Origin of the sequence: Bacillus sp. PAMC28571 (assembly GCF_014250435.1) — a bacterium.
Taxonomy (GTDB): domain Bacteria; phylum Bacillota; class Bacilli; order Bacillales; family Bacillaceae; genus Bacillus; species Bacillus safensis.
On the sequence record NZ_CP060191.1, the window covers coordinates 3,238,305 to 3,263,675 of the forward strand.

Below are 25,371 nucleotides of genomic sequence, written 5' to 3' on the forward strand. Positions count from 1 at the left end.
CTCTTGATATCATCTGAAAAACGAAACACCCTCTATGAAAAGAGAGTGCACGTCGCTTATTTTGTATAATGCTTCTTCAAGGTCTTCATCCAATCTTCCTCAAAAGCAGTCGATGAACCGAATCCCTTCACTTCGTCTGCAAGATTGACCATGTTAATGGCTTTTCCTGCTTGCTGAAGCTGCTTTTGCGAGATGAGAGAGGCTTCAAGGTCATAGGAAGATGGTGTTTTCTCACCAGCTATTTTCTTCGCAAGAATCCTCACGTCGACTGCACCGATGAGCTTCGGATCAACCGCTGCTGTGTACTTCCACGGACTGTCCTTCGCCGTCATTTCTTGAAGATCCGCATTTGACACATCAATCCCATAAATCTTCACTTCTGTTCTTCCTGCTTCCTTTAACGCTCTTGCTGCCCCAATGGCAAAGGCATCCCATGTGGCAAAAATAGCGTCCAGCTTGCCCTTTGGATACTTATTCAGCATGGCTGCTACTGCATTTTGCGTTTGAACAGACGTATCAGAGGAGGCAATTCCAAAGCGGTCAAGCTCCTTGATCCCTGAATGTTGTTTAAGCGTTTCTTGATAGACCTTATTTCGTCTCACCATTGGCGGGAATCCATCTACCCAGAGGTACGCAATATTTGCTTTTCCTTTAAAATCAGACACGAGCGCATCTAATGATTTTTTTGCTAATTGTTCGTCATCTTGAGATGTCACTGTCACCCCTTTGATGTCCTTCAGCTTAGGATTCGAATCAAATGCTACAACCGGAATGCCTTTCGCAGTGATCTTTTTCACATCAGCGACTGTCGCATCGTCGTCCCCGTGAGAGATGATAAAGCCATCATAATTTTCTTCAAGCGCCTGAGAGATGGCATCATGGAACTTCGCTGTATCTCCATTTGCGGTGTAGACATCTACCGTAAAGCCGAGTGCTTCACCTTCCGCCTTCGTTCCAGCTAAAAATTGAGCCGTATGATCGTCTCCTCCAATTTTGCGGATAACTTTAATTTTTGCTCCCTGACCCTTTGCAAATCGCTTCGGTACATTGTCAAAGGAAACCTTTTCGTTCGTATTTGCCTTTGAGCCTGCACTTGATCCGGTGCCGCAGCCTGTTAACAGGACGGTCAATGCCGTTAATAAAACAAGAAATGATGTAAAATGCTTACGCTTCATTGCTGTTCCTCCTCAAGTTATTTCTATTTTTCACATCGGAAAACTAGGTAAAAAAGTGGAAATACGCCTGTAAAACAGGCATTTGATTCGAAAAAGAGACGAAAAAAAGCCTCTCTTGGAAAGAGAGGCTTGATCACCGTTGCATGAAACATGTATCGGGAATTCTTCCTCTCTTATCTGTCAAAGCTGTAACAGCTTTGCAGGAATTAGCACCAATTTCTAAAATAGAAACGGTTGCTGGGCGTCATAGGGCCAGTCCCTCTGCCTCTCTTGATAAGAGATCCGTTATGAAATTTGTTTTCGTTGAAATGTCTTCTTTACTTTAATGTGATGTCACATCAATGTCAATGACTTTTTTGAAAATTTCTAAAATATCATCAGCTTCCGATGATTTTCTTCGCAGGTGATGATTTCTTTAGACGGAAATCATATTTTTTCTCATTCACAAATTGTGGGTTGAGATGTGCTGATTCTTTATCTTGACCGCTTTTAGAGAGATACGTTTTGTAGCCTTCCATCCATTTCCCGCGCCAAATCCACTGTGATGCTTTCGCACCTTTGCGGTCATCATAAACGTTCTTCTGGAAGGTATTCTTTTGGTTCACTTGATAAAGATTCACGACCAAGTAATGCGAGGCACTAGCTGACATGATATTATTCGTGATTCGATTGTTCACTGCTTGATACTGCATCAGCAATTGACCGCCTTCTAAGCCGGCTGTGTCATTTTTGTACAAAATATTATGTGAAATCGTCGTATTGGTTGTACCGCCCCGCTTCTTATCATAGCCGCCAATAGAAATGCCTGTATAACGGTTTAAATATACTTGATTGTGTTCGATGCGGATGCGGTCTGCCATTTTTCCTTTATGTTCGCTTGTGACTTCAATCCCCAGATCATTGTGATGTGAGATGTTATGATCGATCACAATGTCTTTTCCGCCATCAACATAAATTCCGCCAGCGGAGATGTCGCTGCCATAGGCTGGGTTTCCTGCGCTCGTAATCTCATATACTTTGTTTCTAGAGACGACCCCATTTCTCACTTGATCATACTTTTTGGAGGGTGCTACGTTCTCAAAACCAATTAAATCAATGCCAATATTATCAGTGTGCCGAACCGTGTTATGTGTCACACGGAACTTTTTGACGTTTCCATTTAGCACAAGCGCTTCACTGAAGCCAAGCTTTAATTGTTCAACGGTATTTCCTTTGATTTCAATGTCTTCAATCGCTGCAGGAGCTTTTGTCCCATAGACAGCAATTCCATGTGCATTTCCATTTTTATGTTTCGTCTGAATGTCATACACTCGGTTATTAAGCAGTTTGACGCCTTTACCGCTTCCTTTGATGAAAATACCAACTGGTGTCAAATCTTCTTGATTCGTCTTAAGATGTCCTACAGTCAGGCCTTTGAGGGTGATGTAGCTTTTTTGATCGATCGTGACAAGTCCTCCATCGGCTTGATTTCCTTTAAGGGAAGCCCCGCTAATTACAGGTTTTTCTTTTCCGTAAGCTTGAAAGACAACGGGTGCTTTCTTTGTTCCTGAATGGCGGACAATCAATTTTTCTTTGTATGTACCGCCTCTCATGTAAATGGTTGCCCCAGCCTTCGCCATACTTGCTGCTTTTTTCAACGTGCGGAAAGGTTTTTGCTTTGTGCCCGGGTTTTTGTCGTTTCCGTTTACCGCTACGTAATAGGCTGTGCTTTGCTTAGCGCCAGCCTCATCTGTCATCGCCTGACAGCCAAAGCTGATCACGGTCATGAATAAAATGAGGAAAATACCTGGTATCGCTCTTTTCATCTTGTTATTGCTCCTTTCTCTTCTCTTCTTCCTTTATCGGTTAAAAAAAAGAGGATTAAAATATGACGATGTCCCTTGCAATGTACTAGTCAAAAGGTGTATGGTTGAAAGAATATCTTACAGGAAAACCATTCGTTTTTAAATTGTCAGATTAATCAGTTAATAATGCATTTGGATTTTATTTCTTTTTTAAAAAGGGGTGACATGAGCCAAACTGACAGCAGAGAGAAGGAAAGCGCTTTAACAGATTTTTCTTGTCTGAATTACAGAAAACCTATTGCTAATATTTTGTGAAGGTATAGAATAGAATCATAATTATTTCATATTATTAGAATTTTCAAATAATCAAACAGCAAGGAGATTTACAATGCCAAAACAACCCATCCGCGTTGAACTTAGTTCAACAAAAAAACCAAAACCTCAATCTGATCAACTTGAATTCGGAAAAATCTTCACAGATCACATGTTTGTGATGGATTATTCAGTTGATAAAGGCTGGTACGATCCAAGAATTATCCCTTATCAGGCCATTCCAATGGACCCAGCTTCGATGGTCTACCATTATGGTCAATCTGTTTTTGAAGGCTTGAAGGCTTATGTTTCTGAGGATCAAAAAATTCTCTTATTCCGTCCGGAAAAAAACATGGAACGCTTAAATAGATCCAATGACCGCCTGTGTATTCCGCAAATTGATACAGAAACAGTATTAGAGGGCTTAAATGAACTCATTCGTATTGATAAGGATTGGGTACCTGATGCAGAGGGCACTTCCTTGTATATTCGTCCATTCATTATTTCCACTGAGCCATATTTAGGCGTTGCACCGTCTAGCACGTATAAGCTGCTCATTATCTTATCTCCAGTGGGATCATACTATAAAGAAGGCATTCATCCGGTCAAAATTGCCGTTGAAAATGAGTTTGTCCGTGCCGTTAAGGGTGGAACAGGAAATGCCAAAACAGCTGGAAACTATGCCTCAAGCCTTAAAGCACAGCAGGTTGCTGAAACGAAAGGATTTTCACAAGTTCTTTGGCTTGATGGGGTCGAGAAAAAATACATTGAAGAAGTCGGCAGCATGAATATCTTCTTTAAAATCAATGGAGAAATCGTGACGCCTGAATTGAACGGCAGCATTTTAGAAGGCATCACACGTAACTCTGTACTTGAGCTGTTAAAGCATTGGGGAATTCCAGTAACAGAGCGCAAAATTTCAATTGACGAGTTAATTGAAGCACATCAATCTGGCGAGCTTGAAGAAATTTTCGGGACTGGAACGGCGGCGGTGATCTCTCCTGTCGGGGAATTAATTTATCATGATCAGCCATATGTGATCCAAAATGGTCAAACAGGCGAGGTATCCAAGAAATTGTATGAAGCCATTACCGGCATCCAAAAAGGGACACAGCCAGATATCTTCGGCTGGACAGTTGAAGTTGACTCAGTCGTCAAGCAAGCATAAGCATATAAAAGAACCTTTCAATCATGAAGGGTTCTTTTTTGTTTATTTACCTCTCTAACATACCTTATAATGGTAATAAATTAAGGAGTGATGGTATGTTTTTTACTTATCTACTAGCGTTCTTTGGAATCTGCATCGGATCGATGATCGTCGCCACTGGTTTCGACAATTCACCGTTCCTCACTCGGTTTCTATTTAAGGCGCTTGGGATTTCTATCCTTGCTCTTTCCATTACTTTTGTGAAGGTCAGACGAAAAAAGTTACAGAAAAAAAGGCGAAATAGACTTAGTTGACCCGTCTGCTTCCCATCAAATCGTGCACCAAAACAAGACCGACACCCCAACAATCGCCCCTGTGTATATCCACTGTTTCCTTTTGATGCTCCGTTTTTTTTCGATCAGTAAAAAGATCTCTGGCAAAAAGATGATCATGATTTCTAGGATAAAGACAAGATAATAAACAAGCGGCATTGGCTGGAAATCAAATTTTCTTGCATCTCCTCCAATCGTTGCAAAATACATCAACAGATTGGTCACCGGAATGGTAAAACAAACGAGCAGGCGGAGAACATAGATCCACACATATTCCTTATGCCGAATGAGGCCAACAAATGAAGCAATAAGACCATACAAAAACAAGATTACTGTACCATAACTTATGACAGGCTGTACGACAAACCCGTAAAACATTAAACCAATTGCAACCATATTCCAACAGTCCTTTCTTTGAAGCCATACATGCTGTTTTTTCTAATCATACACTTCTTTCTTCAGTTTCCATATGGGGCAATCATAAAAAATGACCCCATGAAGGGGCCATTATATGTTAAGCATTGACTGATTTGAAGAATTGCGGTAAATGCTCACGATGCGCTTCGAGCATTTCGTCTAAAATTTGCTTTGCAATGTCGTCAGATGGGACGAGCGGGTTGATGGTCATCGCCACAAGAGCTGTCTCGTAATCTCCTGTCACAGCCGCTTCTGCTGCCACACGCTCGAATGATTTGATTTGTTGAACGAGTCCTCTTACAGCTACAGGCAGATCACCTATCGCGATAGGTTTTGGTCCGTCCTTCGTAATGATACAGTTTACTTCAACCGCTGATTCAGCCGGAATGCTGGCAATCGCCCCTCTGTTCACTGTATTGACTGGTTGAATGTCGTGCTTATCATTATAGATGGAGCTGATTAAGTTACAGGCCGCATCGCTGTAATAGGCCCCGCCTCTTTTTTCGAGCTGTGGTGGTTTAATCGACAAATCAGGATCTTTATAGAGCTCAAATAATTCCTGCTCGACCTGCTGTACAACCTCTGCTCGTGTTCCTTTCTCTTGAGCCGCCTTTTGCTCTTCTTCCAGCATATCTTTCGTTTTATAGTAATAGCGGTGATACGGACATGGGATGACCCCTAATCCTTTCACAAAAGAAGGCTCCCAGTTTTTCGCTTCAATGTTTTTCATGGACCACTGGCTGTTTGGATTTCCTAGTTCATCTAGCACTTGATCCATAATGCTGACCCCGTCTAAATATACGTCTAATCCATAGACCATGTGATTGAGACCGGCAAACTGTACCTCGATGCGTTCAACGTCCACATCAAGCGCTTTGGCAATCCCCATTTTGATCCCAATCGGCACATTGCATAGACCGACCACTTTTTTTAGATTCGTGTAGCGTAAAACAGCTTCTGTGACCATGCCGGCTGGATTTGTAAAGTTCACAAGCCATGCGTCTGGGCAAAGCTCTTCCATATCCTTCACAATGTCTAGAATGACTGGGATGGTCCGAAGGCCTTTAAATAAACCGCCTGGTCCGTTCGTTTCCTGACCGATGACGCCGTATTTAAGCGGTATTCTCTCATCCTTTGCCCGTGCTTCCAGCAGTCCTACACGAAATTGTGTCGTCACAAAATCTGCGTCCTTCAAGGCTTTCCGGCGGTCAAGAGTCAGATGTACCTCAATCGGCAGACCTGCTTTTTCAACCATACGTTTCGCCAGAGCGCCCACGATGTTTAACTTTTCCTGACCCGCTTTAATATCCACAAGCCATAATTCCTTTACAGGTAATTCATGATATCGTTTAATAAACCCTTCGACGAGCTCAGGCGTATAGCTCGATCCACCGCCTATTGTGACAATTTTGATTCCTTCTTTCATGAATTGACACCTCCGAGTTGCTTCATTTTTTCATGGAGTTCGATGATTTCTGCTGCGAGCTCCTTGACGGTCATTGCGTTCATGAGATGATCCTGCGCATGAATCATTAAGAGGCTAATATCCGTCTTTTCGCCCCTGATTTCTCCTTGGATCAGCTCTGTCTGTGCGTGATGCGCCTCATTTAACGCGTCTTGTGCGTCCTGCAATTTTTGCTTCGCCTCATCAAATTTTCCTTGTTTTGCACATGTAATGGCCTCCATCGCGGAGCTTCTGCCATTTCCGCCGTGCAGGATGAGTTGAAACACAATTTGTTCCATTTCCATCGGCCGCATCCCCCTTGTTCCCTCTATTACATGCTGACGACATTTTCATCAGTTGATGCTTTTGTTTCTAGCTCACTTTCTTCTCTCAATTTCTGCTTATCCCACATTCTAAAGAATGGGTAGTATAGAGCAAATGACAGCGCAAGGTTAATCAGCTGCATGACAGCACCAGAGATTTTGCCTCCTGTGGCGAGATAGCCTGAAATGATTGGCGGCATGGTCCATGGGACAGCGATCCCGGCTGGTTTTGCCACAAGCCCTGTGCTCATTCCGATATATGTGGTGATGATCATCATGATTGGCGTAAGGATAAACGGAATGAGGAGCATTGGGTTCATGACAATCGGCATTCCAAAAATGATCGGTTCGTTGATGTTAAAGATGGCTGGCCCAATGGCAAGGCGGCCAAGCTGTTTCATTTGTTTACTTCTGGCGCGTAAGATCATGGTCAGCACCAAAGCAAGCGTTGCTCCGCTTCCGCCGACGTTGATGAAGATTTCAAAGAACTGCGCTGTGAAAATATTCGGCAGTACTTCTCCTGCTTGGAATGCAAGACGGTTCTCATCCATTGCACCGAGCCAAATTGGCCCCATGACGCCGCCGACAATGGTTGCTCCGTGAATACCACATGCCCAGAGGAGCATTTGCACACCCATCGCAACGATACTGCCGCCTAAGCTGCCACCAAGAATCGATAGCGGTGTGCCAATTAAGACCGTGATGATATTATGAATACTCTCAAAAGGTGTCATCTCAATCACAAGTCTAGCGACCCAGATCAGGGTGATGACCACAAAACCTGGAATAAGTGCAATAAACGATTTACTGACTGCTGGCGGTACACCATCAGGCATTTTGATCACAATGTTCCGCTGTACAATGAAGCGGTAAATTTCGGTTGAAAGCATGGCAATAATCATGGCAACGAATAAACCTTTACTGCCCATCAGTGTGACAGGAATTCCCCCGCCTACTAGGATAGCTTCTGTTGATCCTTCAGGTGTGAAAGGTACTTGATATGGTGTAGCTAAAAGGAAAGCCGCAACAGCGATCGCACCAGACGATAGCGCATCAACGGCATACTTTTCAGCAAGCCTGTAAGCAATCCCGAAGGTCGCAACAAGTGCCATAATGTCAAAGGTTGCATTCACAGGATAGGATAGTTTCGTGGCCCATTCTGCTCCGAAGATACTTGCCATAAAATCGCTGTATCCTGGGATCGGAAGGTTGGCTAAAATGAGAAACAGTGAACCGACAATAATGAGAGGCATGGTTAAAACAATTCCGTCACGCAATGCTTGTAAATGTCTTTGAGCGGCAATCTTCCCTGCAAACGGCATGACCTTCTCTTCTAGAAATCGGTTGAATCCATTCATCCCCTCCGCCCCCTTTATCCGTTCACTAACTGTTCAGCAGATTTTAAAACCTCAGCGCCATTACATACGCCATAATGCACAGTATTAATCACGTCTACTGGGATTCCTTTTTCTTCTCCGAGCTTTTTCATTTGCGGTAATAAATATCGAACCTGAGGTCCTAATAAAAGCACATCGGCTTGATCAATATGATTTTTCGCAGAATCTCCTGATACTGCCCAAATACGATATTCTTTTCCTTGTTCTTGTGCGCTTTTCTCCATTTTTGTGACAAGTAAGCTTGTAGACATACCTGCTGCGCAAACCAATAAGATGTTCATGTGTAAACGCCCCCTTTTCAAAGTGTGAAGCTATTCTTTACACATTCATCATATTATGAAACCGCTTTCATAAACACCCATACTTTTTCCTTTAGGAAGCGGAAAAAGTTAGTATCACACAGTTAGTTCTTGTACGATGGAGCCTTTTTATACATGATATCAAGCATGTCTTCAAATGTATCACAGGCGATCAGATGCTGAATGAATTTCACATTATGCACAAGCTCCCCCAGCAGGCGGTACATGCCTTTTAAATCTTTGGCATTCTCTTTTTCGACACAAAGCAGGCAGACAAATTGAACCTTTTTCTCTCCCCAAATGATTGGTTTTTCTAATGTACATATCGCCCAAAACGTCTCATCTGTCAGCGGCGTCATCGGGTGCGGAATCGCTGTATAATGTCCGAAAGAGGTAGGGGCAGCCTCTTCTCTTTCCATGACAGATGGTGTGAGTTCAGCTGGCGCTAAGCCCATATCGATGACTTTTTGCGTTAAAAAGGTGATGACCTCTTCCTTTGTTTGAAAGGCGCGTTTTGTAAAAACCAATTCCTTTTTCATATATTGAGAGGCCAATGTCACCCTTGTTTCACTCGTCAGGGCTTCTTCAATTTTTAAAAAATCACCGCCTCCCAAAATGGTGTTCACTTGAATGACTGGAACCGGTAAATCCATATGAATTGGGATCGTTGTAATAATCAAATCCAAGGCATGCAAAGAGACATGCGGAAGCGAATATAGCTCTGCTGTTCCTAAAATGGTCAGCTTTGATCCAAATTGTGACCGCAAACGATCCTGCAGCAGCCTTGCACTCCCTGCACCAGACGCACAGACAATGAGACACCGCTTCGGCGGGATCTCCATTTTCCTCCGCTCTAAAGCCGCACCAAAATGAAGCGCCATATATCCAATTTCGTTCTCATGAATACTCAGCCCTTCCTCTTCTTCAAGGACCCTGCTGGCGATAATCCCCGCTTCAAAAGCAAGGGGATACCCCGCTTTTATTTCATCAAGCATCGGATTTCTTAAGTTCATTCCATATTTACATCGGTTGATGGCAGGCTTTAAGTGCAGACTCAATCCAATCATTAGTTCCGTATCACCGGCTAAATCAAGCTGCAGTTTTTGATCAATAGCCTTCAGCATGAGCTGTACAAGCCGGCTCGTGTCATCATCTACTATTTGTTTTTGACCGCTCGAGGAAAAGGACTGTACCATTTTGGCTGTTCCTAGTAAATGAATGGTGATATAGACGATTTCCTCTTGTGGAAATGAGACATCCAGCAGCCCTTCAAGACGCTCCACCATTTTTTTAGCGACCTTATATTCCTTTGCCCGGGGAATTTCGCTGATTTCCTCTGGAAGAACAGATACATAGTTTCCGTGTCTAATTCGTTTGCAGGCAATGGCGACATGAACGATTAAATTATTCATGCAAATGTCTGATAGATTCATACCTTCCTCATTGATATAATTGATCATTGTTTTCTGAATCAATTCGAGTTCATGCTTTGGCAAAATGGTAACAGCTGTGTTCAGCATCGTTTGATAAGAACGACGTTCATTGAATAAATATTCTGACATACAATAACGGATTTTCATCTCTGATCCCTTGATTCGGCAGCCTTTGCCTGGCTTCGCTTCCAGCTTCAGATCAAAGGGCTCCAGCTTACGTTTGACTGATTTCACATCGTTGCTCATCGTTGATTTACTAATAAACAGCTGCTCTTGTAAATCCTCCAGCTTTACATAGGATTCTGCCAAAAGAAGCCTTTTTAAAATAAACCGAACACGCTCCTCTGGCAGCACAGCAAGCGGCTCTTCCTGCTCGACCTCCTCCTTCATAAAACGGCGAAAGGCATTCTCATCGTTGATCAACAGCTCATAGCCGGCTCCTCTAACAGCTGTTACAGCTGCTTGATAAGGGGCAAGACGGTCGTTCAGTTCTTTGATGTCTGTACGAATGGTGCGGCTTGTCACTTGTAAACTGACAGAAAGCGCAGCACTTGTGAGCGGGGTCTCAGCTGCCATGAGCTGACTTAAGATGTGCGCCAGTCTTTTACTCAGCATCAGATCGGCCTCCTTATGTAGGGGTGGAGAATCTGCCTTGTCTGGACAGGTTGTATACGCTTGCAGTTCTCTTCATTACTCATATTCTACTGAAAAGAAATAAAAATTGCCAACTCATTTATATGACAAATGCCCCTATTTATACAACAAACCATATCTAATGTCCTATGAATCTTTTTGAAAGATACTTGCGAAAACCACGAAAAAAAGGCGTACACCATCGTGTACCCGCCTTCTTTATGAAGAGATCAGTTGGGTAAAGACAACCAATCTTTTTTCATGCGTACCTGCTGCATGATCAAATGTCCCTGTACAAATGATTAATATGAATCTGATACGAAATATCGAGATAAATGGAGGAAAACAGAGACCGTCTTATTCTTATTGGGAGCCGAATTTTTGATTATTTCCCAAACACGAAATGGCTCCTGAAGGCGGAAATAAAAAAAGACTTCCCCGACGGGTCATTATGTGAACTTACGAAAAGTAAGTGCGGAATTTTTTCATTCTACACTGGTATTGACCGGAGTCCATTTTTTGGACTTCCGTAAAAAACACGAATGATGTTATCCAGGAAGATCTGATTTTTGATAGTAAAAAGCGAACATTTTTCCGCCTTTCAATGGTTGATAGGCATAGCCGGATCGATGCGGAGTATCAGCGCAGCACGTGGCTGGAAAACTTCTGTGATGGGAAAATTGGCAAAATAAAAAGTGTTCAATGTGGCGGCATTAAATACTCTGATGTTGTTACTATTAAGCTACACCGTTATTCACCACCGAGCTTTGTCACTAACTCTTCGGCTTGTTGATCTAATCCACGAGCGATTTCTCCTACAATGATGAATTCCTCGCTTGTCTGCTTACAAGGTCTTGATTTACAAAGATACCTTTCCTATCAAAGTAGAGCATAAAAAAGCAGGCTCCAGTAAGAGCCTGCTTTTTTATTTATTGTTGCTTAATAGTAATTTTTAAGGTATTTTTACAGTATATGCTAAATCAACAAACATAATATTTACGCCTACATCAACTTTCTTATATTTGTTTTTAACTGCCCATGCAACAGCACCAGAAGTTCCAGCAGTAATAGCCGCAGCGGCTCCAGCACCCCATGGTCCAGCAGCAGCAATTCGACTTGTGTACCAACCGATATATCCGGCTGCAAATCCACCTGCTACTATGGCATTCATGCTTCTAACTTTCGGTCCTAATTTGAGGTGTAAACCTACAAAACCTAATGTCTGCATGTCACCTTTTTTCTCATTCTCTTCAAAGCTAAATTCTTCTGATTTCATTGAAGTCATTAGTAGACTGTCGTGTTCTGAAATTCCCATTTCCATAAGGGTTTCTTTATCAGCTGTAAAATGAATATTTCCATCCTTATCTAATTCGAAGTAATTAGATAGTTTCTCTGCTAATTCCAATTGTTTTTTATCTACACTGACTGGAGGGGTCTCATTATTACCTTGACTGGCATGACTAATCATTGGAGAAGAGAAACCAAATGTAATAGTAAGCACACATAACAATACTAGAAATTTTTTAAACATACGTACTACTCCTATTTGTTTTTTGGGGTAACGCATACATGATATTTCCTTCTATTGGGGTGGAATACTTAGAGGTTAAGGAGAGTAATAAAATGTATTTATTCTTATTCACTTTGATTTATTGTGTAATCACACAGATGTTGAGTTTTTCCTTTGAGATGTCTTTTGGTGTGTACTTGATAGGTTTAGCTTTAATCAAAGGACTTTCCAGTGGGGAAATTAAAGACATCTTTAATTTCAAAAAGACAAGGGACGTGTTCAAAGAAAACAGATTTATAGATTCTTTGATGGAACTGTTTTCTTTGGTAATAGTGTTTATTAATGCATACATAATTGATTATGAACCATTCTCTCCCTTTGAGTTTGTTTATACTTTTTTCTTGCTTGTAATTTTGTACAGGTTCCTATTTTGGGGGATCATAAGAGAGTCAAAAAAATGGTTGCATAATGAGTCATAAGAGACATGGACTTATAAAAATCACTCACTTTCTTTGATATATTCCATGCTACCATTTATTTCTTTATAATTGGTAATAATATGGAAAATTTATTTTTCAGTTGCGGTATCTGCAATTAAGGTTCTTTTAATTGGGAGGAGAAATTTCGAATAGAGAAAAATTAGATTGTCAATTATCGCTAATGAACAGGCTAGAGAGCCTGTTTTTTTGTTTCTTAATATTATGTTTTTGTTGAAAAAATTCCATTTTGCTTGCGGTGTCCGCAAGCATTTTTTTATTTTTCAGTGCTTCATTTTGACGGATTTTTTTGTGATAAAATCCGATCACTGTGGAGGTGAATCATGGGCTGAAATTTATTTAAAAGATCATTCCAACATACGAGCAGTTCTTTATCAGCAAGCCCTGATCCATTTTAAATTGGGCAACGATAAATTGGCCAAAGAATATTTGCAGAGTGGCATAGATTATCTAAAATCATTCTTTCTTTGCTTAAGCAAAGAGTTTGATAAAGGACTGTTTAGTTTTTAGATCAGTTAAAGGCGGGATCATCCGAGGGGTCTGCTCGCAGGGTCATAAGCCGGTCAGCGCCCGGCAACTCTGCTGCTCGAAAATCTGTTGCTTTATTTGACACCTCTTGTGACGAAGACGTCTTCTTCGCCCCCCATGCATATGTCCTTCATGTGCACTTGCTATATGAGCCGCTGGGAATAATAACGCTGCGTTCAGTGGAATGGTTAACATTGCTTTCTTCATGTTCATCTTTTATTTCCTCCTCTTTCCGTTTGTTATGTACTTAACGAAGAGAGGGAGAAAATAGATCATTCGATTCTATTATTTTTTTCTTACAACACAGGCTCTGTATGTTTGCATAAAAAAAAGCCGGATTATCCGGCTGATACGTTACGACGTTTAGATGCTTTTCGCTCTTTATATATTTTTCTCACCAATGGATAAATCACAGGTGCCCATTTGACAATTTGTTTCAGCCATTTTTTCATTTCTCCCGCGCCTCCTTATTGTCATTCTTAAAGGACGATTCCCCATCTTGTCATGAAATAAACAGGTGCGGGAGAGCAGGAGTTAAATCACGCCTTGTGCGATCATGGCATCTGCCACTTTACGAAATCCTGCAATATTTGCTCCAACCATGATGTTCCCTGAGTGTCCATATTCGTCTGCTGTCTCTGTACACTGACGATAAATAGACTGCATCATTTGTTTCAGCTGAGCATCTACTTCTTCAAATGTCCAAGATATTCTTGCACTGTTTTGTGCCATTTCCAATGCTGATACACCTACTCCTCCAGCATTGGCCGCTTTTGCTGGCGCAAATAAAATACGATTCTCTTCAAATACTTTGACCGCCTTAAGAGTGGATGGCATATTGGCTCCCTCTCCTACAGCGATGACACCATTTGCCACAAGCTGCTGTGCATGCGCCTCTGATATTTCATTTTGTGTTGCACATGGCAGCGCAATATCACAAGGAACGGACCAAATTTGTTCGCAATCTTCAATCAATTCAGCATGCGGGTGAATGTCTATGTATGCCCCAATCCGCTGATTCTCGACTTCCTTGAGCCGCTTGATGGTTTCAAGCGAAATTCCTTGAGGATCATAAATCGCTCCGCTTGAATCACTGCAAGCCACAACCTTACCGCCTAATTCGATTACCTTTTCCATTGCATAGATAGACACATTTCCTGAGCCCGACACAACAACGGAACGTCCTTCAAATTGAAGACCATGTGCTTTCAGCATTTCCTCCATGAAGTACACCAGTCCGTAGCCTGTTGCCTCTTTTCTCGCTAAGCTGCCTCCGAATCCAGGGCTTTTCCCCGTGAGTACACCCGCTTCATAAGCACCGCGCATTTTCTTGTACTGTCCGAACATATAGCCAATTTCGCGTGCTCCTACACCAATATCACCTGCTGGCACATCTTGATCAGGTCCAATATATCGGCCGAGTTCACTCATAAAGCTTTGAACGAAACGCATGATTTCTCCATCAGACTTCCCTTTAGGATCAAAATCCGATCCGCCTTTCCCTCCGCCAATCGGCATACCAGTCAGTGCATTTTTAAAGATTTGTTCAAACCCTAAAAATTTGATAATGCTTGCATTGACGGTTGGATGAAAGCGAATGCCTCCTTTATAAGGACCGATGGCACTATTGAATTGAACCCTAAATCCTCGATTGACTTGTACTTTGCCCTCATCGTCTACCCATGGCACTCGAAATACCACAAGCCGCTCAGGCTCAATGAGCCGTTCTAAAATGCCTTGTTTTTCATACTCTGGATGCTTTGCAAAAACTGGGACGAGTGATTCCAGAATTTCTTTTACGGCTTGCTGGAATTCCTCTTCTCCGGGATTTCGTTTTTCCACCTCTTCTAACACACGGTGGATGTAGCTTTGTGCTGTTTGTGCTGCTCGATCTAAGGTCAACATGTCGCATCTGCCTCCTTGTAGATATCTTCACACATTTAATTGTTAGATTTTCTAACGCATATTGAGACTAATTTAACACCAATTGTAAAATCTGATCAATATTGATAACAGATGAAAATGATGCCGAATTGAGATAGATCAAGCAGCCGCAGCGATTGTCATTAAAAATAAGCGCTTAAGGAATGACTAATGTGCTAGAAACGAACAAGCGAATGTTTCTCGTCCCGTTTTCTTTGACAAATACATGAATCATGATAAATTTCTAGCTCGTTTTCCAACGAAAAAAGGGTCAAAAGTTTGATCGGATGCACTCAATCTTTTCGGGGCTTCCCGCCTCTTTTTCGATCAGGTAACACGACACAAAGCCAATATAAAATAGAAGATGATGGAAAGTTAATGAGACCGACAATGCCCCAGAACCATTTGTAACGCCCTCTTTTCTTTGCATCCATAAATAAAAGAAAACCCTGTGCAAACAATAACGGCAAGACGCACAATAAGATAATCATTTCCGTCTGACTCATAAGGAAGACCCTCCTTTGATATGTTGATATTCCTTGTAGCCAACAACAAAGCAGATGGGGACGCTCACTATTTGGAGAACAATGAAGATGATAGGCAGATGGGTAATGGCAGCTGCAAAGAGTGCCAGAATGGTCAAACTGATCAGAATGTATGCCAGCACTTCTTGTTTAAAACGCCTTTTCTCTTGTTCCTTCGCCTGTTTCAGCATCATCATGACAGCCTGCTCACTTGGCTTTTCCACTTCAATTTGTTCGTCTAGCTGCTTAAGCTCTTCTTTTAAACGTTCGGTCATACGATCTTCCTTCATAAATCCCACTCCTTTCGAATTTTCTTTAATCCATGATGAACCCTCGATTTCACAGTACCTTCTCTCATTCCGAGCATTGAAGCCATTTCTGGGTAGGTAAAGCCATAATAATAGTGGAGAATAATTGGTGCTCTCTCCTGAGCCTTTAATTCATTTAAAGCATCCCACATGTCATGCCATGTGTTCCCCTTTTGCTGAACGTCCCATTTAAAGCGGCGTATGGCTTCCTGATTCGCTTTTCCTTCTCTCATTTGTTCACGTTTTCTTTTCTTCTGGTGATCTAAAAATTGCCTGGATGCAATCGAAATGAGCCAGGTTGAAAATAAGGCATCTCCTCTAAATGAAGAAAGTTTCATATACGCTTTCAGCATCGTTTCTTGCATGATTTCCTCTGCCAGCTCTTGTTGAAGGGTGAGCTTCAACATATATCGGTAAAGAAAGGAATAATGATGCCGATAAAGGGCTGTAAACGCGGCATCATCTCCCTGTTTTGCCCGCTGAATCAATAATGTCTCTTCTGTCTGCTCCAAACACGCCCCTCCTTCCTTTTCTTCTCTTACTCATGAGACGACACGGATGACAATATCGTTTAAAATGGACCTTATTTTTTAGCATATCTTCTATGATTCTCGTTTTATATTCAATTTTTTCTTATGTAATGATTATGGCATTCCTTCTTCTCTAACAAAATGATGCGTTCGTAATCATCTTGATTTTCTACGAAACGGAGAGCCTCCTCTCCATAATCAAGATGTCATCCTCATACCTATCGACAATGGTCCTTATCTCATGAAGATGAAAATGAAATAATCATCGGCTTAGCTTCCTAGAAAATCATGGAATACGCTGCGCCTATCCTTAGCCGATGATACCTTTTTGCATGCTATGCTCATCCTACATTCCGAAAGAAGCGATACGTGTGAAGGAAGGAGGATTGGTTGAATCACAGCTTATTTTGGAAACGTTTTCATTAAAATAAAATAGAATGGAGATGTTGACTTTGAAGAGAAAAATTCCAATGTTAGCCGGTGTATTAGCTGTTGGCCTCGTCACTTCATTATTTGCACCAAACGGGGAGGCAAAGGCAGCAGCCAAATATCCAGAAAGCCCTTCTATTATGGCCAACTTTAATCAACAAGGCTTCTCCACATTAAATGGCGGCACAACAGGCGGTGAAGGCGGTAAAACCGTCACAGTCAAAACTGGAAATGAACTATTGGCTGCCCTCAAAAATAAAGGAACAAACGAAAAATTAAAAATTGTTGTAGACGGGACGATTACCCCCTCTAATACATCAGCCAATAAAATCGATGTGAAAGATACAAATAATGTCTCGATCGTCGGTAAAGGGACGAACGGCGAATTGAATGGGATTGGCATTAAAGTATGGCGTGCCAATAATATCATCATCCGTAACTTGAAAATCCACCACAGCAAAATCGGTGACAAAGATGCCATCGGGATTGAAGGCGGTGCTAAAAACATATGGGTCGATCATAATGAACTGTACAACACATTGAATTCCGGGAAGGATGACTACGATGGTTTATTTGATGTAAAAAATGACTCTGACTACATTACCTTCTCGTGGAACTATGTACATGACAGCTGGAAAACAATGCTCATGGGCAGCTCCGATAACGATAACTACAATCGAAAAATTACGTTCCATAACAACCGCTTTGAAAACCTGAACTCTCGTGTACCGTCTATGCGCTTCGGGGAAGGACATGTCTATAACAACTATTACAAAGACATCCTCACAACAGCGATTAACTCGCGTATGGGCGCGAAGATGAGAATTGAACACAACGTATTTGAAAACACCAAAAATGCGATCGGAAGCTGGGACAGCCGTCAAGTTGGTACATGGCATGTCATCAACAACTCGTATATTAACAGCACAGGCAGTCTGCCAACGTCTTCAACAGGAACGTATAACCCTCCTTATAACTACTCTTTGCTTAACGTGAACAATGTGAAATCAGAAGTGATATCAAATGCAGGTGTTGGGAAAGTAAACCCTTAAACACAAAACGTTCGGGCAGAGACTTCCTGTCCGAACGTTCTTGTCATTTCATTCATTTATATAGTAGAAAATGGACGATCCATTTCATACAGCTTTTGATAACGCGTGTTTTCTTTTAGTAAATCCTGATGCTGACCCTGCATCTCAATGCGCCCGTCTTCAATAAACATGATGCGGTCACATGCCTCACAGCCAGTCAGGTGATGGGTAATCGAAATAACTGTTTTCCCTTTTAACACACGGAAGATGGTTTCAAGCAATTCACGCTCTGTCCGCGGATCAAGCCCGACGGTCGGTTCATCTAATACAACAACCGGCGTGTCCTGAAGCAATATCCGAGCTAACGCCATACGCTGTCTTTCTCCACCTGAAAATCGAACCCCTGTCTCCTGAACACCTGTGTGATAACCTTCTGGCAAAGACTCGATGTAATCATGCAGCTGCACTTGTCTTGCTGCTTCTTTTACCTGTTCTTCTGTCGCCTCTGGAGATCCTAAACGAATATTGTTTAAAACAGACGTATCAAATAAATAAGGCTGTTGATTGAGCACAGACACATAGGCAGACACCTTCTCTTGAATGCTTTGAACCGATTTCCCTTGAATGCTGACCGCTCCTTGATTTGGAACGACTGCCCCTTCTAACAATTTTAAAATGGTCGATTTGCCTGCACCGCTTTTTCCTAAAAGCGCGAGTGATTCCCCTTGCTTCAGAGAAAAGGACAGGTCTTGAAGGACATATTGATGCGTGTCATACCGAAAGGACACTTGATCAAAACAGACAGCTTCATCGTGAGAAATGGCTGACTGATCCACTGCCTCGCTCTCAGCTTCTCCTTCATATGACTGCTTTTCATAATGATGTAATCTGCTGACAGCATGCTGATAGACGGGAATATCACCTGCCGCATCTGACAGCGGAAGAAAGGCTTCTGTTAACGGAAACAGCACAAGCACAAAGGCTGCAATCAGTGTGTGTGACATGGATCCTGACTGAACGACCGAGCCGCTCCAATACACAACAAGCACGACAGCTCCTCCAATCAAGAGCTGTGCCAAAAATTGACGCACGCGGATAAATCGATGTTTGGCTGCTTCAAGCGCTAACAGCTGCGCTTCTTTCTGCTCATAACCATCCACAAAATCTTTCTGCCTGCCGCTGAACAGCCAGTCACTAACGCCCATGACTGCATCTGTTAAATGGCTGTACAGCTCATTTCTGCCTATTTTCATTTGAATTTGTCTTGCCCGGTTCACAAGCACTGTGACATATGGGAAAACGAATACGAGAAGTGCCATATAAAGCAGCATCAGTCCAGCAAAAGGCCATGAAAAAAGGCCAAGTGCTCCAATGGATGCGGCATATAAAAGCAGTGCACCGATGGATGGAAAGATGGTTTTTAAATAGGCGTCCTGCAGTCTCTCCACATCATCTGACAAGAGACCAAGCATTTCACCTGTCCCCAGCTTTGTTTGTTTGGCACTACGTTCAGCCATGTCATACAGGCGTACACGCATTTTTTCAATCATTGTCAAAATGAGCTGATGGCTCGCCAGCCTTTCTGCATAACGGGCAGCAGAGCGCGAAATACCAAAGGTACGTACAGCCACGATTGGGACGTAAACCATTAATATATTTTCAGGTCTTGTCGCAGCTTTTGAAATGAGAAATCCCGACGTATACATCAGCATAGAAGCAGAGAATACCGCAATGGCTCCTAAAAATAAAACCAAGGCAAACAGCTTTTGATTCTCCTTGATATAAGGTATAAACCAGCCTTTACTGACCATGTGTGACCGCCCCCATTTGCTCCTGTACCAATTGATAATACACGCCTTTTCTTTGCATTAATGATTCATGTGTCCCCATTTCTGCGATGGTTCCTTGATCCATGACAATGATTTCATCCATGTCCGACATCCAATGGAGCCTGTGTGTCGCTAAGAACACAAGTTTATGTTCAAACAGTGGAAGCATTGTTTTCTTCAGTTCATACTCTGTTTCAATATCGAGATGCGCCGTTGGTTCATCTAACAGCATAATGGACCGCTGGCCCAGCACAGTTCGAGCAAGCGCAATTCTTTGCGCCTGTCCGCCGCTTAGCTCTCTTCCCTGTTCTCCAATGACCTCATCCAGTCCATTTGGCAGCTGCGTAACCAGCTGAGATAAGCCAGCCTCATGCACAGCTCTTTCCACTTCTTCGTCTGTAGCATTCGGTTCATAAAAACGAATGTTTTCTCTTAATGTCATGTGAAATAAATAGGGATGCTGCGGCATATAGACAACTTCCTTTTGCCATTCGTTCATCTGTAAATGAACAAGCGGCTGGCCGTTTAGCGTAATTTGACCTGAAGACGGTTCAACAAAGCCGCCGAGAACATCGGTTAACGTCGATTTCCCTGAACCACTGGCACCAATGATGCCGATTTTTTTCTTCCCTTTGACAGTGAGATCTACATCCTGAATGGAATAAGGGGCATGTTCGTCATGCTGGACACAAACATCCTGCAGGGTGAGCACGGATTGTTCATCCCACTTATTCAGATGCACAGATTGTGTCTCCTGCGCGCGGAAGCCTTTTTCTTCTAAAATGACCTGCATGGCTTCATTCGCTTCTTTTCCATTTAACGTTGCATGATAATCATTTCCCACTTCACGTACCGGCAGGAAATACTCCGGCGCCAGCATAAGCGCCGTCAAAGCCGGCAATAACAGAAGCTCTCCTTCAATTAAACGTAAGCCAAGAAAAACAGCGACGGTTGCAATTGATAGCATGGAAAAGAAATCGAGGGCAAACGATGACAGAAAGGCGACCTTCAGTGTACTCATGGTCGCTTTTCGATATCGCTTTGACACCTCCGCAATATTACGGGAGTGTTTTTTGCTGATACCTAAGTAACGCAGCGTCTCAAGGCCCCGGAGTGAGTCAGTAAAATGATTGGATAATTTCTCATACGATCTCCATTGTTTGGCCGCTTTACGCTGAGCAACAAGGCCTAGCAAAATCATAAAAATAATTAAAATTGGCAGCGTCACAATTAAAATGACGGCTGATGTTTCATCTAATGTCCACACATAGATAAGGACCATCGCCGGAATCACTGCCATGTTCACCATTTTCGGCAAAAACAGCTGTAAATACTGACGGTATTGAGCAATTCCTTCCATTGCTAATGTGACAAGCTTTCCTGTCCCTTTTTTCTTTGCAAAGGCAGGCCCTAATCGAAAGAGTTGGTCTAGCAGCTGCTTTCTGACGTCTGCTCCAATTCGGGAAGAGTAGGTAAACATGACCTTCTCCCGAATCAAGGTGAGACCGTGCCGCACAACAAAGGCAGCAAGAAACAGCAGGACATAAGGCGTTGCCTGCGAGAGGCTTTTCCCGTCAAACAGCGTTGTAATGGCATGTGCCAGCCACTGTGCTTGGAAAATAATACTTGCTCCTTGGATGAGTGACACAATACCTAAGAGGGCAAGAAGCCCTCTCATTCCTTTTAATTGAAGCAAACGTTTATCCATTAGTAGGTCATTGGCTCCTTACCGCTTACACGTTTACGGAAGACATAATAGCTCCAAATTTGATACCCAAGCACAAAGGGCAGCAAAGAAACGGCAACAATCGTCATGACCGTCAGTGAATAAGATCCAGATGCAGCGTTTTGAATTGTGAGATCAAACGAATGGCTGATTGAACTAATCATGACGCGCGGGAACAATGCTGTGAACAGCATGGACACCGTCACCATGATGCCTGCTCCTGTAAATAAGAATGTCCAGCCATCACGTTCTTTTCTCATCAAAACAAGGGCAGCCATATAACAAACCACAATCAGCACAGTTAACGGAATGGTGATGATCGGGCGTACGGTATAAATGTCTGTTTCAATGATGGACACACCGACAAATATAACAAGAACAGGGAGTGCAATGAGCAGGACACGCTGTCCCAGTGTTCTTGCACGATCTCTTAAGTCACCCTCTGTACGAAGTGTGACAAAAATCAAGCCATGCAGCAGGCAAAGAATCGTCACAGCTAACCCGCCGATCACAGAATAAAGATTCACAAAGTCCGTAAAACCAGCGTACATGTTCATGTCTTGATCAATTGGCATCCCGCGTAAAATACTCGTGAATAACACACCGAGCAAAAACGGCGGAAGCAGACTGCCAAAGAAGATCACCCAGTCCCACGCCTTAATCCAAGAGGCTTTCTCAACCTTCCCTCGGAATTCAAAGGCGACTCCGCGCCCAATGAGCGCTAAGAGAAGAACCGCAAACGGAATATAGTATCCGCTGAACATCGTGGCATACCAGTGAGGAAATGCAGCGAAAATAGCGCCGCCAGCTGTAATCAGCCAGACTTCATTCGCATCCCAGAAAGGACCAATCGTATTGATTAAAATGCGGCGCTCGTGCGCATCCTTTCCAAGCAGCTGCATGGACATCCCGACACCAAAATCAAATCCTTCTAAAAAGAAAAATCCAACAAACAATACTGCGACAAGAATAAACCAAATCTCGTTAAGATATGCCATGATATGCGCCTCCATCAAATGGATCTGTAGACAGGTCCGTTTCATCCTTTTGATCTGTATCTTCTTCAGAATGTGCACCTTTTTTAATTTCTCGAATGAATAAGTAGGCGAGCACAATAGCAAGAATCAGATACATCGCCGTAAAGCTTATGACTGAGAATAACAGCATGCCATACGATACGTTCGGTGAAATTGATTGAGCCGTCGTCATCATACCAAAGACGGTCCACGGCTGACGCCCGATCTCAGTCATGATCCAGCCGGCTGAGTTCGCAATAAACGGGAACGCAATCATCCATACCATGAAGCGTAAATACCATTTGTTTGTTTCAAGTTTCTTTCTAAAGCTTAAGTACAAACCAATCATACTAGCAAAAATCATCAGCATGCCGGCACCGACCATGATCCTAAAGCTCCAGAATGTTGTTTTCACTGGTGGAATGTAGTCTCCAGGGCCAAACTTGGCTTCATATTCTTTTTGAAGTGTCAGCATGCCTGGAACATCCCCGCTGAACTTCTGATAAGCCAAATAACTTAAGGCAAACGGAATATTGATCTCCGCAGAGTTTTCTTTTTTATCTGTGTCAATGTTGGCAAAAAGTGTCCAAGCCGCTGGATCTCCACTATCCTTCCAAAGGGCTTCACTTGCTGCCATCTTCATTGGCTGTGATTTCATTAAGTGCTTCGCTTGATCATGTCCAGAAAACGCTACACCTAAGCCAGAAATTAAAGCAAGAACCATCGCAATCTGGAATGATTTTTTGAAAAAGGCGATTTCTTGTTTTTTGATCATCTTATAGGCACTAACTCCTGCAATAAAGAAAGCACCTGTTGCCAGCGCACCAAACAGAACGTGCGGGAACTCAACCCAAAGCTGCGGGTTTGTCACAAGAGCGCCAAAATCATTCATTTCTGCACGGCCATTTTTAATGGCAAATCCAACTGGCTCCTGCATAAATGAGTTGGCGAGTAAAATCCAAAACGCCGAAAAGATCGTACCAAGGGAAACAAGCCAAATGCACAATAAATGAATCTTCTTCGGCAGACGATCCCAGCCGAATATCCAAAGTCCAATAAATGTAGATTCAAGGAAAAAGGCCAAAAGTGCTTCAATGGCAAGCGGTGCACCAAAGACATCACCGACAAACCTTGAATAATCTGACCAGTTCATCCCAAACTGGAATTCCTGCAGAATCCCTGTTACCACACCTACTGCAAAGTTAAGTAAGAACAGGTGACCCCAAAACTTCGCCATCTTTTTATAGATGTCTTTTTTCTTGACGACATAAAGGGTCTGCATCAATGCGACGATAAACACCAAACCTATTGACATAGGAACAAAAATAAAATGAAATAATGTCGTTGAAGCAAATTGAAATCTTGCTAAAAACAGCTCACTCACAGCCTTACATCCTCCCTTACTTTTACATGCCGAACGATTCATGCTCACCATTTCACAAAATATTCACTATTTGTTCAATGTTTCACAAATAAAAGTCCATTTGAAATGGTTCACTCGGTGAAATTTTACTCTTGATTTTCATTCGGTTAGTTATTTATACCTGTACTTTACACCCATACGCTTCAAAAATAAAGTAAATTTTACCTAAAATTTGGATGGTATTGTGTCAGTTGTTTGAATACTTTGTCAAGAATATGTGACGGGAAATAAACAACTGCAAAAAAATAGCGCTGCATGTGAGCCGCAGCGCTGTGTTTCTATTTTAAGCTTTTTTCTGTAAAGCAGGTCTTGTCACTTGTACTTCATAGTACGTAATTTTGTTTTTTAATAGGCCTTCAGGTTTCGCTTTTCCATGAGCGTGTGCATCTCCAAATGCCTGAGATTTTGTCCAGTTCACAAAGTCTTCTTTTCGATTCCAGCGGGTATGAATAGTCACTTCATCGTAATCGGTTGTCTGCTGTGTGACCCAGACCTCCATGCCTAAAAATCCTTCCATGAATTCTACTTGTCCCTGCTTGTTAAAACGCTTGACGAGGTGGTCTGCACTGCCTTTTTCTACTCTAACCTGGTTGTTTACAATGATCATGTTTGATTCATCTCCCTTTTGTTGTTGGATCGAAGCGATTGGGATAATGAGCGGATGCTCTCCATCTAGGTGAACCTCTGCCTGAATCCCAAAGACCTCTTTGAAAAAGTTTTCTGTTAATACTTCGTTTGGTGTCCCTATTTGGTAAACCTGACCACGCTTCATTGCAATCAGGCGGTCACAATATTTTGCTGCCTGCTGCAGGTCATGAAGAACCATTAAAATGGTGATCCCATGCGTTTCATTCAGCTGTTTGAGCAGCTCCAGTAAATCAAGCTGATGCGCAATATCTAAGTAAGTGGTAGGCTCATCCAGAATAATCGTCTCTGTCTTCTGAGCCAGTGCCATGGCAATATACGCCTTCTGCCTTTCTCCGCCGGACAATGTATGCAGCATCCTGTTTTCATTCACGCGGCTATTTGTCACATCAAGCGCCCACTCTATCGCTTCCTGATCTGTCTTCGAGCTCTTTTTCCAGATCGAACGATGCGGACTTCGTCCAAGTGCGACCAGCTCACGTACTGTCATCGATGGGATGGTCGTTCTCGTCTGCATCAGAACTGCGATTTCCTGTGCAATCTCCTGTGCTGTCATTTCTTTTTGGGGGATATCGTGAATATAAATCATGCCGCTTTCAATCGACGTAAGGCGTGCGGCCGCTTTAATAAACGTCGACTTCCCTGACCCATTCGGTCCAATAATTCCTGTTACACTTCCTTTAGGCACAACTGCTGAAATAGACGACAATCGAAAGCCTCCTTGACTGAGGCTCACGTCATCCATCGCAATCACAT

General features: G+C 42.6%; 22 protein-coding genes and 1 riboswitch. Of the genes, 3 read left to right on the top strand and 19 right to left on the bottom strand.

What is annotated here, in order from left to right:
• Positions 1–56 precede the first annotated feature (56 nt).
• Positions 57–1,175, bottom strand: a complete 1,119-nt coding sequence (locus tag H7F25_RS16445) for a sugar ABC transporter substrate-binding protein (RefSeq protein ID WP_095409879.1) — start codon at positions 1,173–1,175, stop codon at positions 57–59.
• Positions 1,176–1,345: 170 nt separating this feature from the next.
• Positions 1,346–1,455, bottom strand: a riboswitch (SAM riboswitch).
• A 97-nt stretch (positions 1,456–1,552) separates the two neighbouring features.
• The gene (locus H7F25_RS16450) at positions 1,553–2,980 is read right to left on the bottom strand and encodes a DUF1565 domain-containing protein (protein WP_133744408.1); all 1,428 of its coding nucleotides are present in this window, start codon (positions 2,978–2,980) and stop codon (positions 1,553–1,555) included.
• Between the two features lie 367 nt (positions 2,981–3,347).
• Here H7F25_RS16450 and H7F25_RS16455 point away from each other — a divergent pair, with 367 nt between their 5' ends.
• On the top strand, positions 3,348–4,439 hold the full coding sequence (locus H7F25_RS16455) for a branched-chain amino acid aminotransferase (RefSeq protein WP_024426445.1): 1,092 nt from the start codon (positions 3,348–3,350) through the stop codon (positions 4,437–4,439).
• A 308-nt stretch (positions 4,440–4,747) separates the two neighbouring features.
• Here the strand turns inward: H7F25_RS16455 and H7F25_RS16460 are convergent, their stop codons facing one another.
• The 7 genes from H7F25_RS16460 to H7F25_RS16490 all read right to left on the bottom strand — a co-directional run bounded on the left by H7F25_RS16460 (position 4,748) and on the right by H7F25_RS16490 (position 12,227).
• A complete protein-coding gene (locus tag H7F25_RS16460) occupies positions 4,748–5,146 on the bottom strand; it encodes a hypothetical protein (protein WP_133744406.1) in 399 nt (132 codons plus the stop codon).
• A gap of 118 nt (positions 5,147–5,264) precedes the next feature.
• Complete coding sequence (locus H7F25_RS16465) at positions 5,265–6,593, bottom strand: 6-phospho-beta-glucosidase (protein ID WP_185853936.1); 1,329 nt, start codon at positions 6,591–6,593, stop codon at positions 5,265–5,267.
• Entirely contained in the window at positions 6,590–6,916 is a 327-nt protein-coding gene (locus H7F25_RS16470) for a PTS lactose/cellobiose transporter subunit IIA (protein WP_133744405.1), read from the bottom strand. The genes H7F25_RS16465 and H7F25_RS16470 overlap by 4 nt, the downstream gene beginning before the upstream one ends.
• Before the next feature lie 26 nt (positions 6,917–6,942).
• Positions 6,943–8,292: a PTS cellobiose transporter subunit IIC gene (gene celB, locus H7F25_RS16475; protein ID WP_025093803.1), complete on the bottom strand. Its 1,350-nt coding sequence runs from the start codon at positions 8,290–8,292 to the stop codon at positions 6,943–6,945.
• A gap of 14 nt (positions 8,293–8,306) precedes the next feature.
• On the bottom strand, positions 8,307–8,612 hold the full coding sequence (locus tag H7F25_RS16480) for a PTS sugar transporter subunit IIB (RefSeq protein ID WP_024423869.1): 306 nt from the start codon (positions 8,610–8,612) through the stop codon (positions 8,307–8,309).
• Positions 8,613–8,734: 122 nt separating this feature from the next.
• A complete protein-coding gene (locus H7F25_RS16485) occupies positions 8,735–10,678 on the bottom strand; it encodes a BglG family transcription antiterminator (RefSeq protein WP_151039676.1) in 1,944 nt (647 codons plus the stop codon).
• 970 nt (positions 10,679–11,648) lie between these two features.
• Entirely contained in the window at positions 11,649–12,227 is a 579-nt protein-coding gene (locus tag H7F25_RS16490; RefSeq protein WP_151022548.1) for a hypothetical protein, read from the bottom strand.
• A gap of 623 nt (positions 12,228–12,850) precedes the next feature.
• On the opposite strand from H7F25_RS16490, the gene H7F25_RS16495 reads away from it, so the two are divergent.
• On the top strand, positions 12,851–13,213 hold the full coding sequence (locus H7F25_RS16495; protein WP_185853937.1) for a hypothetical protein: 363 nt from the start codon (positions 12,851–12,853) through the stop codon (positions 13,211–13,213).
• 356 nt (positions 13,214–13,569) lie between these two features.
• Here the strand turns inward: H7F25_RS16495 and H7F25_RS19385 are convergent, their stop codons facing one another.
• From H7F25_RS19385 to sigY, 5 genes are all read right to left on the bottom strand, one after another.
• Positions 13,570–13,683, bottom strand: a complete 114-nt coding sequence (locus H7F25_RS19385; protein ID WP_223251037.1) for a hypothetical protein — start codon at positions 13,681–13,683, stop codon at positions 13,570–13,572.
• An 82-nt stretch (positions 13,684–13,765) separates the two neighbouring features.
• Positions 13,766–15,136: an NADP-specific glutamate dehydrogenase gene (gene gdhA / locus H7F25_RS16500; protein ID WP_133744402.1), complete on the bottom strand. Its 1,371-nt coding sequence runs from the start codon at positions 15,134–15,136 to the stop codon at positions 13,766–13,768.
• A 311-nt stretch (positions 15,137–15,447) separates the two neighbouring features.
• Complete coding sequence (locus tag H7F25_RS16505; RefSeq protein WP_024423874.1) at positions 15,448–15,660, bottom strand: hypothetical protein; 213 nt, start codon at positions 15,658–15,660, stop codon at positions 15,448–15,450.
• Positions 15,657–15,968 (bottom strand): YxlC family protein, encoded by a 312-nt coding sequence (locus H7F25_RS16510; RefSeq protein WP_185853938.1) that lies wholly within the window; start codon positions 15,966–15,968, stop codon positions 15,657–15,659. The genes H7F25_RS16505 and H7F25_RS16510 overlap by 4 nt, the downstream gene beginning before the upstream one ends.
• Entirely contained in the window at positions 15,965–16,498 is a 534-nt protein-coding gene (gene sigY, locus H7F25_RS16515) for an RNA polymerase sigma factor SigY (protein WP_034281337.1), read from the bottom strand. Before sigY ends, H7F25_RS16510 begins: the two co-directional genes overlap by 4 nt.
• Before the next feature lie 461 nt (positions 16,499–16,959).
• Between sigY and H7F25_RS16520 the strand changes: the two genes are divergently transcribed.
• The gene (locus H7F25_RS16520; protein ID WP_042995243.1) at positions 16,960–17,997 is read left to right on the top strand and encodes a pectate lyase family protein; all 1,038 of its coding nucleotides are present in this window, start codon (positions 16,960–16,962) and stop codon (positions 17,995–17,997) included.
• Positions 17,998–18,053: 56 nt separating this feature from the next.
• Here H7F25_RS16520 and cydC read toward each other — a convergent pair whose 3' ends face one another.
• The 5 genes from cydC to isdG form a co-directional block, all read right to left on the bottom strand.
• Positions 18,054–19,787 carry a thiol reductant ABC exporter subunit CydC gene (cydC, locus tag H7F25_RS16525; RefSeq protein WP_185853939.1) on the bottom strand — a complete coding sequence of 578 codons (1,734 nt, stop codon included), beginning with the start codon at positions 19,785–19,787 and terminating at the stop codon, positions 18,054–18,056.
• Positions 19,777–21,513, bottom strand: coding sequence for a thiol reductant ABC exporter subunit CydD (cydD, locus tag H7F25_RS16530; protein WP_185853940.1), 1,737 nt, complete (start codon positions 21,511–21,513; stop codon positions 19,777–19,779). The genes cydC and cydD overlap by 11 nt, the downstream gene beginning before the upstream one ends.
• Positions 21,513–22,529 carry a cytochrome d ubiquinol oxidase subunit II gene (cydB, locus tag H7F25_RS16535; protein WP_185853941.1) on the bottom strand — a complete coding sequence of 339 codons (1,017 nt, stop codon included), beginning with the start codon at positions 22,527–22,529 and terminating at the stop codon, positions 21,513–21,515. Before cydB ends, cydD begins: the two co-directional genes overlap by 1 nt.
• The gene (locus H7F25_RS16540; RefSeq protein WP_041087626.1) at positions 22,516–23,931 is read right to left on the bottom strand and encodes a cytochrome ubiquinol oxidase subunit I; all 1,416 of its coding nucleotides are present in this window, start codon (positions 23,929–23,931) and stop codon (positions 22,516–22,518) included. The genes cydB and H7F25_RS16540 overlap by 14 nt, the downstream gene beginning before the upstream one ends.
• Before the next feature lie 322 nt (positions 23,932–24,253).
• A complete protein-coding gene (gene isdG / locus H7F25_RS19465) occupies positions 24,254–25,369 on the bottom strand; it encodes a heme oxygenase (RefSeq protein WP_375850689.1) in 1,116 nt (371 codons plus the stop codon).
• Positions 25,370–25,371: the final 2 nt, after the last annotated feature.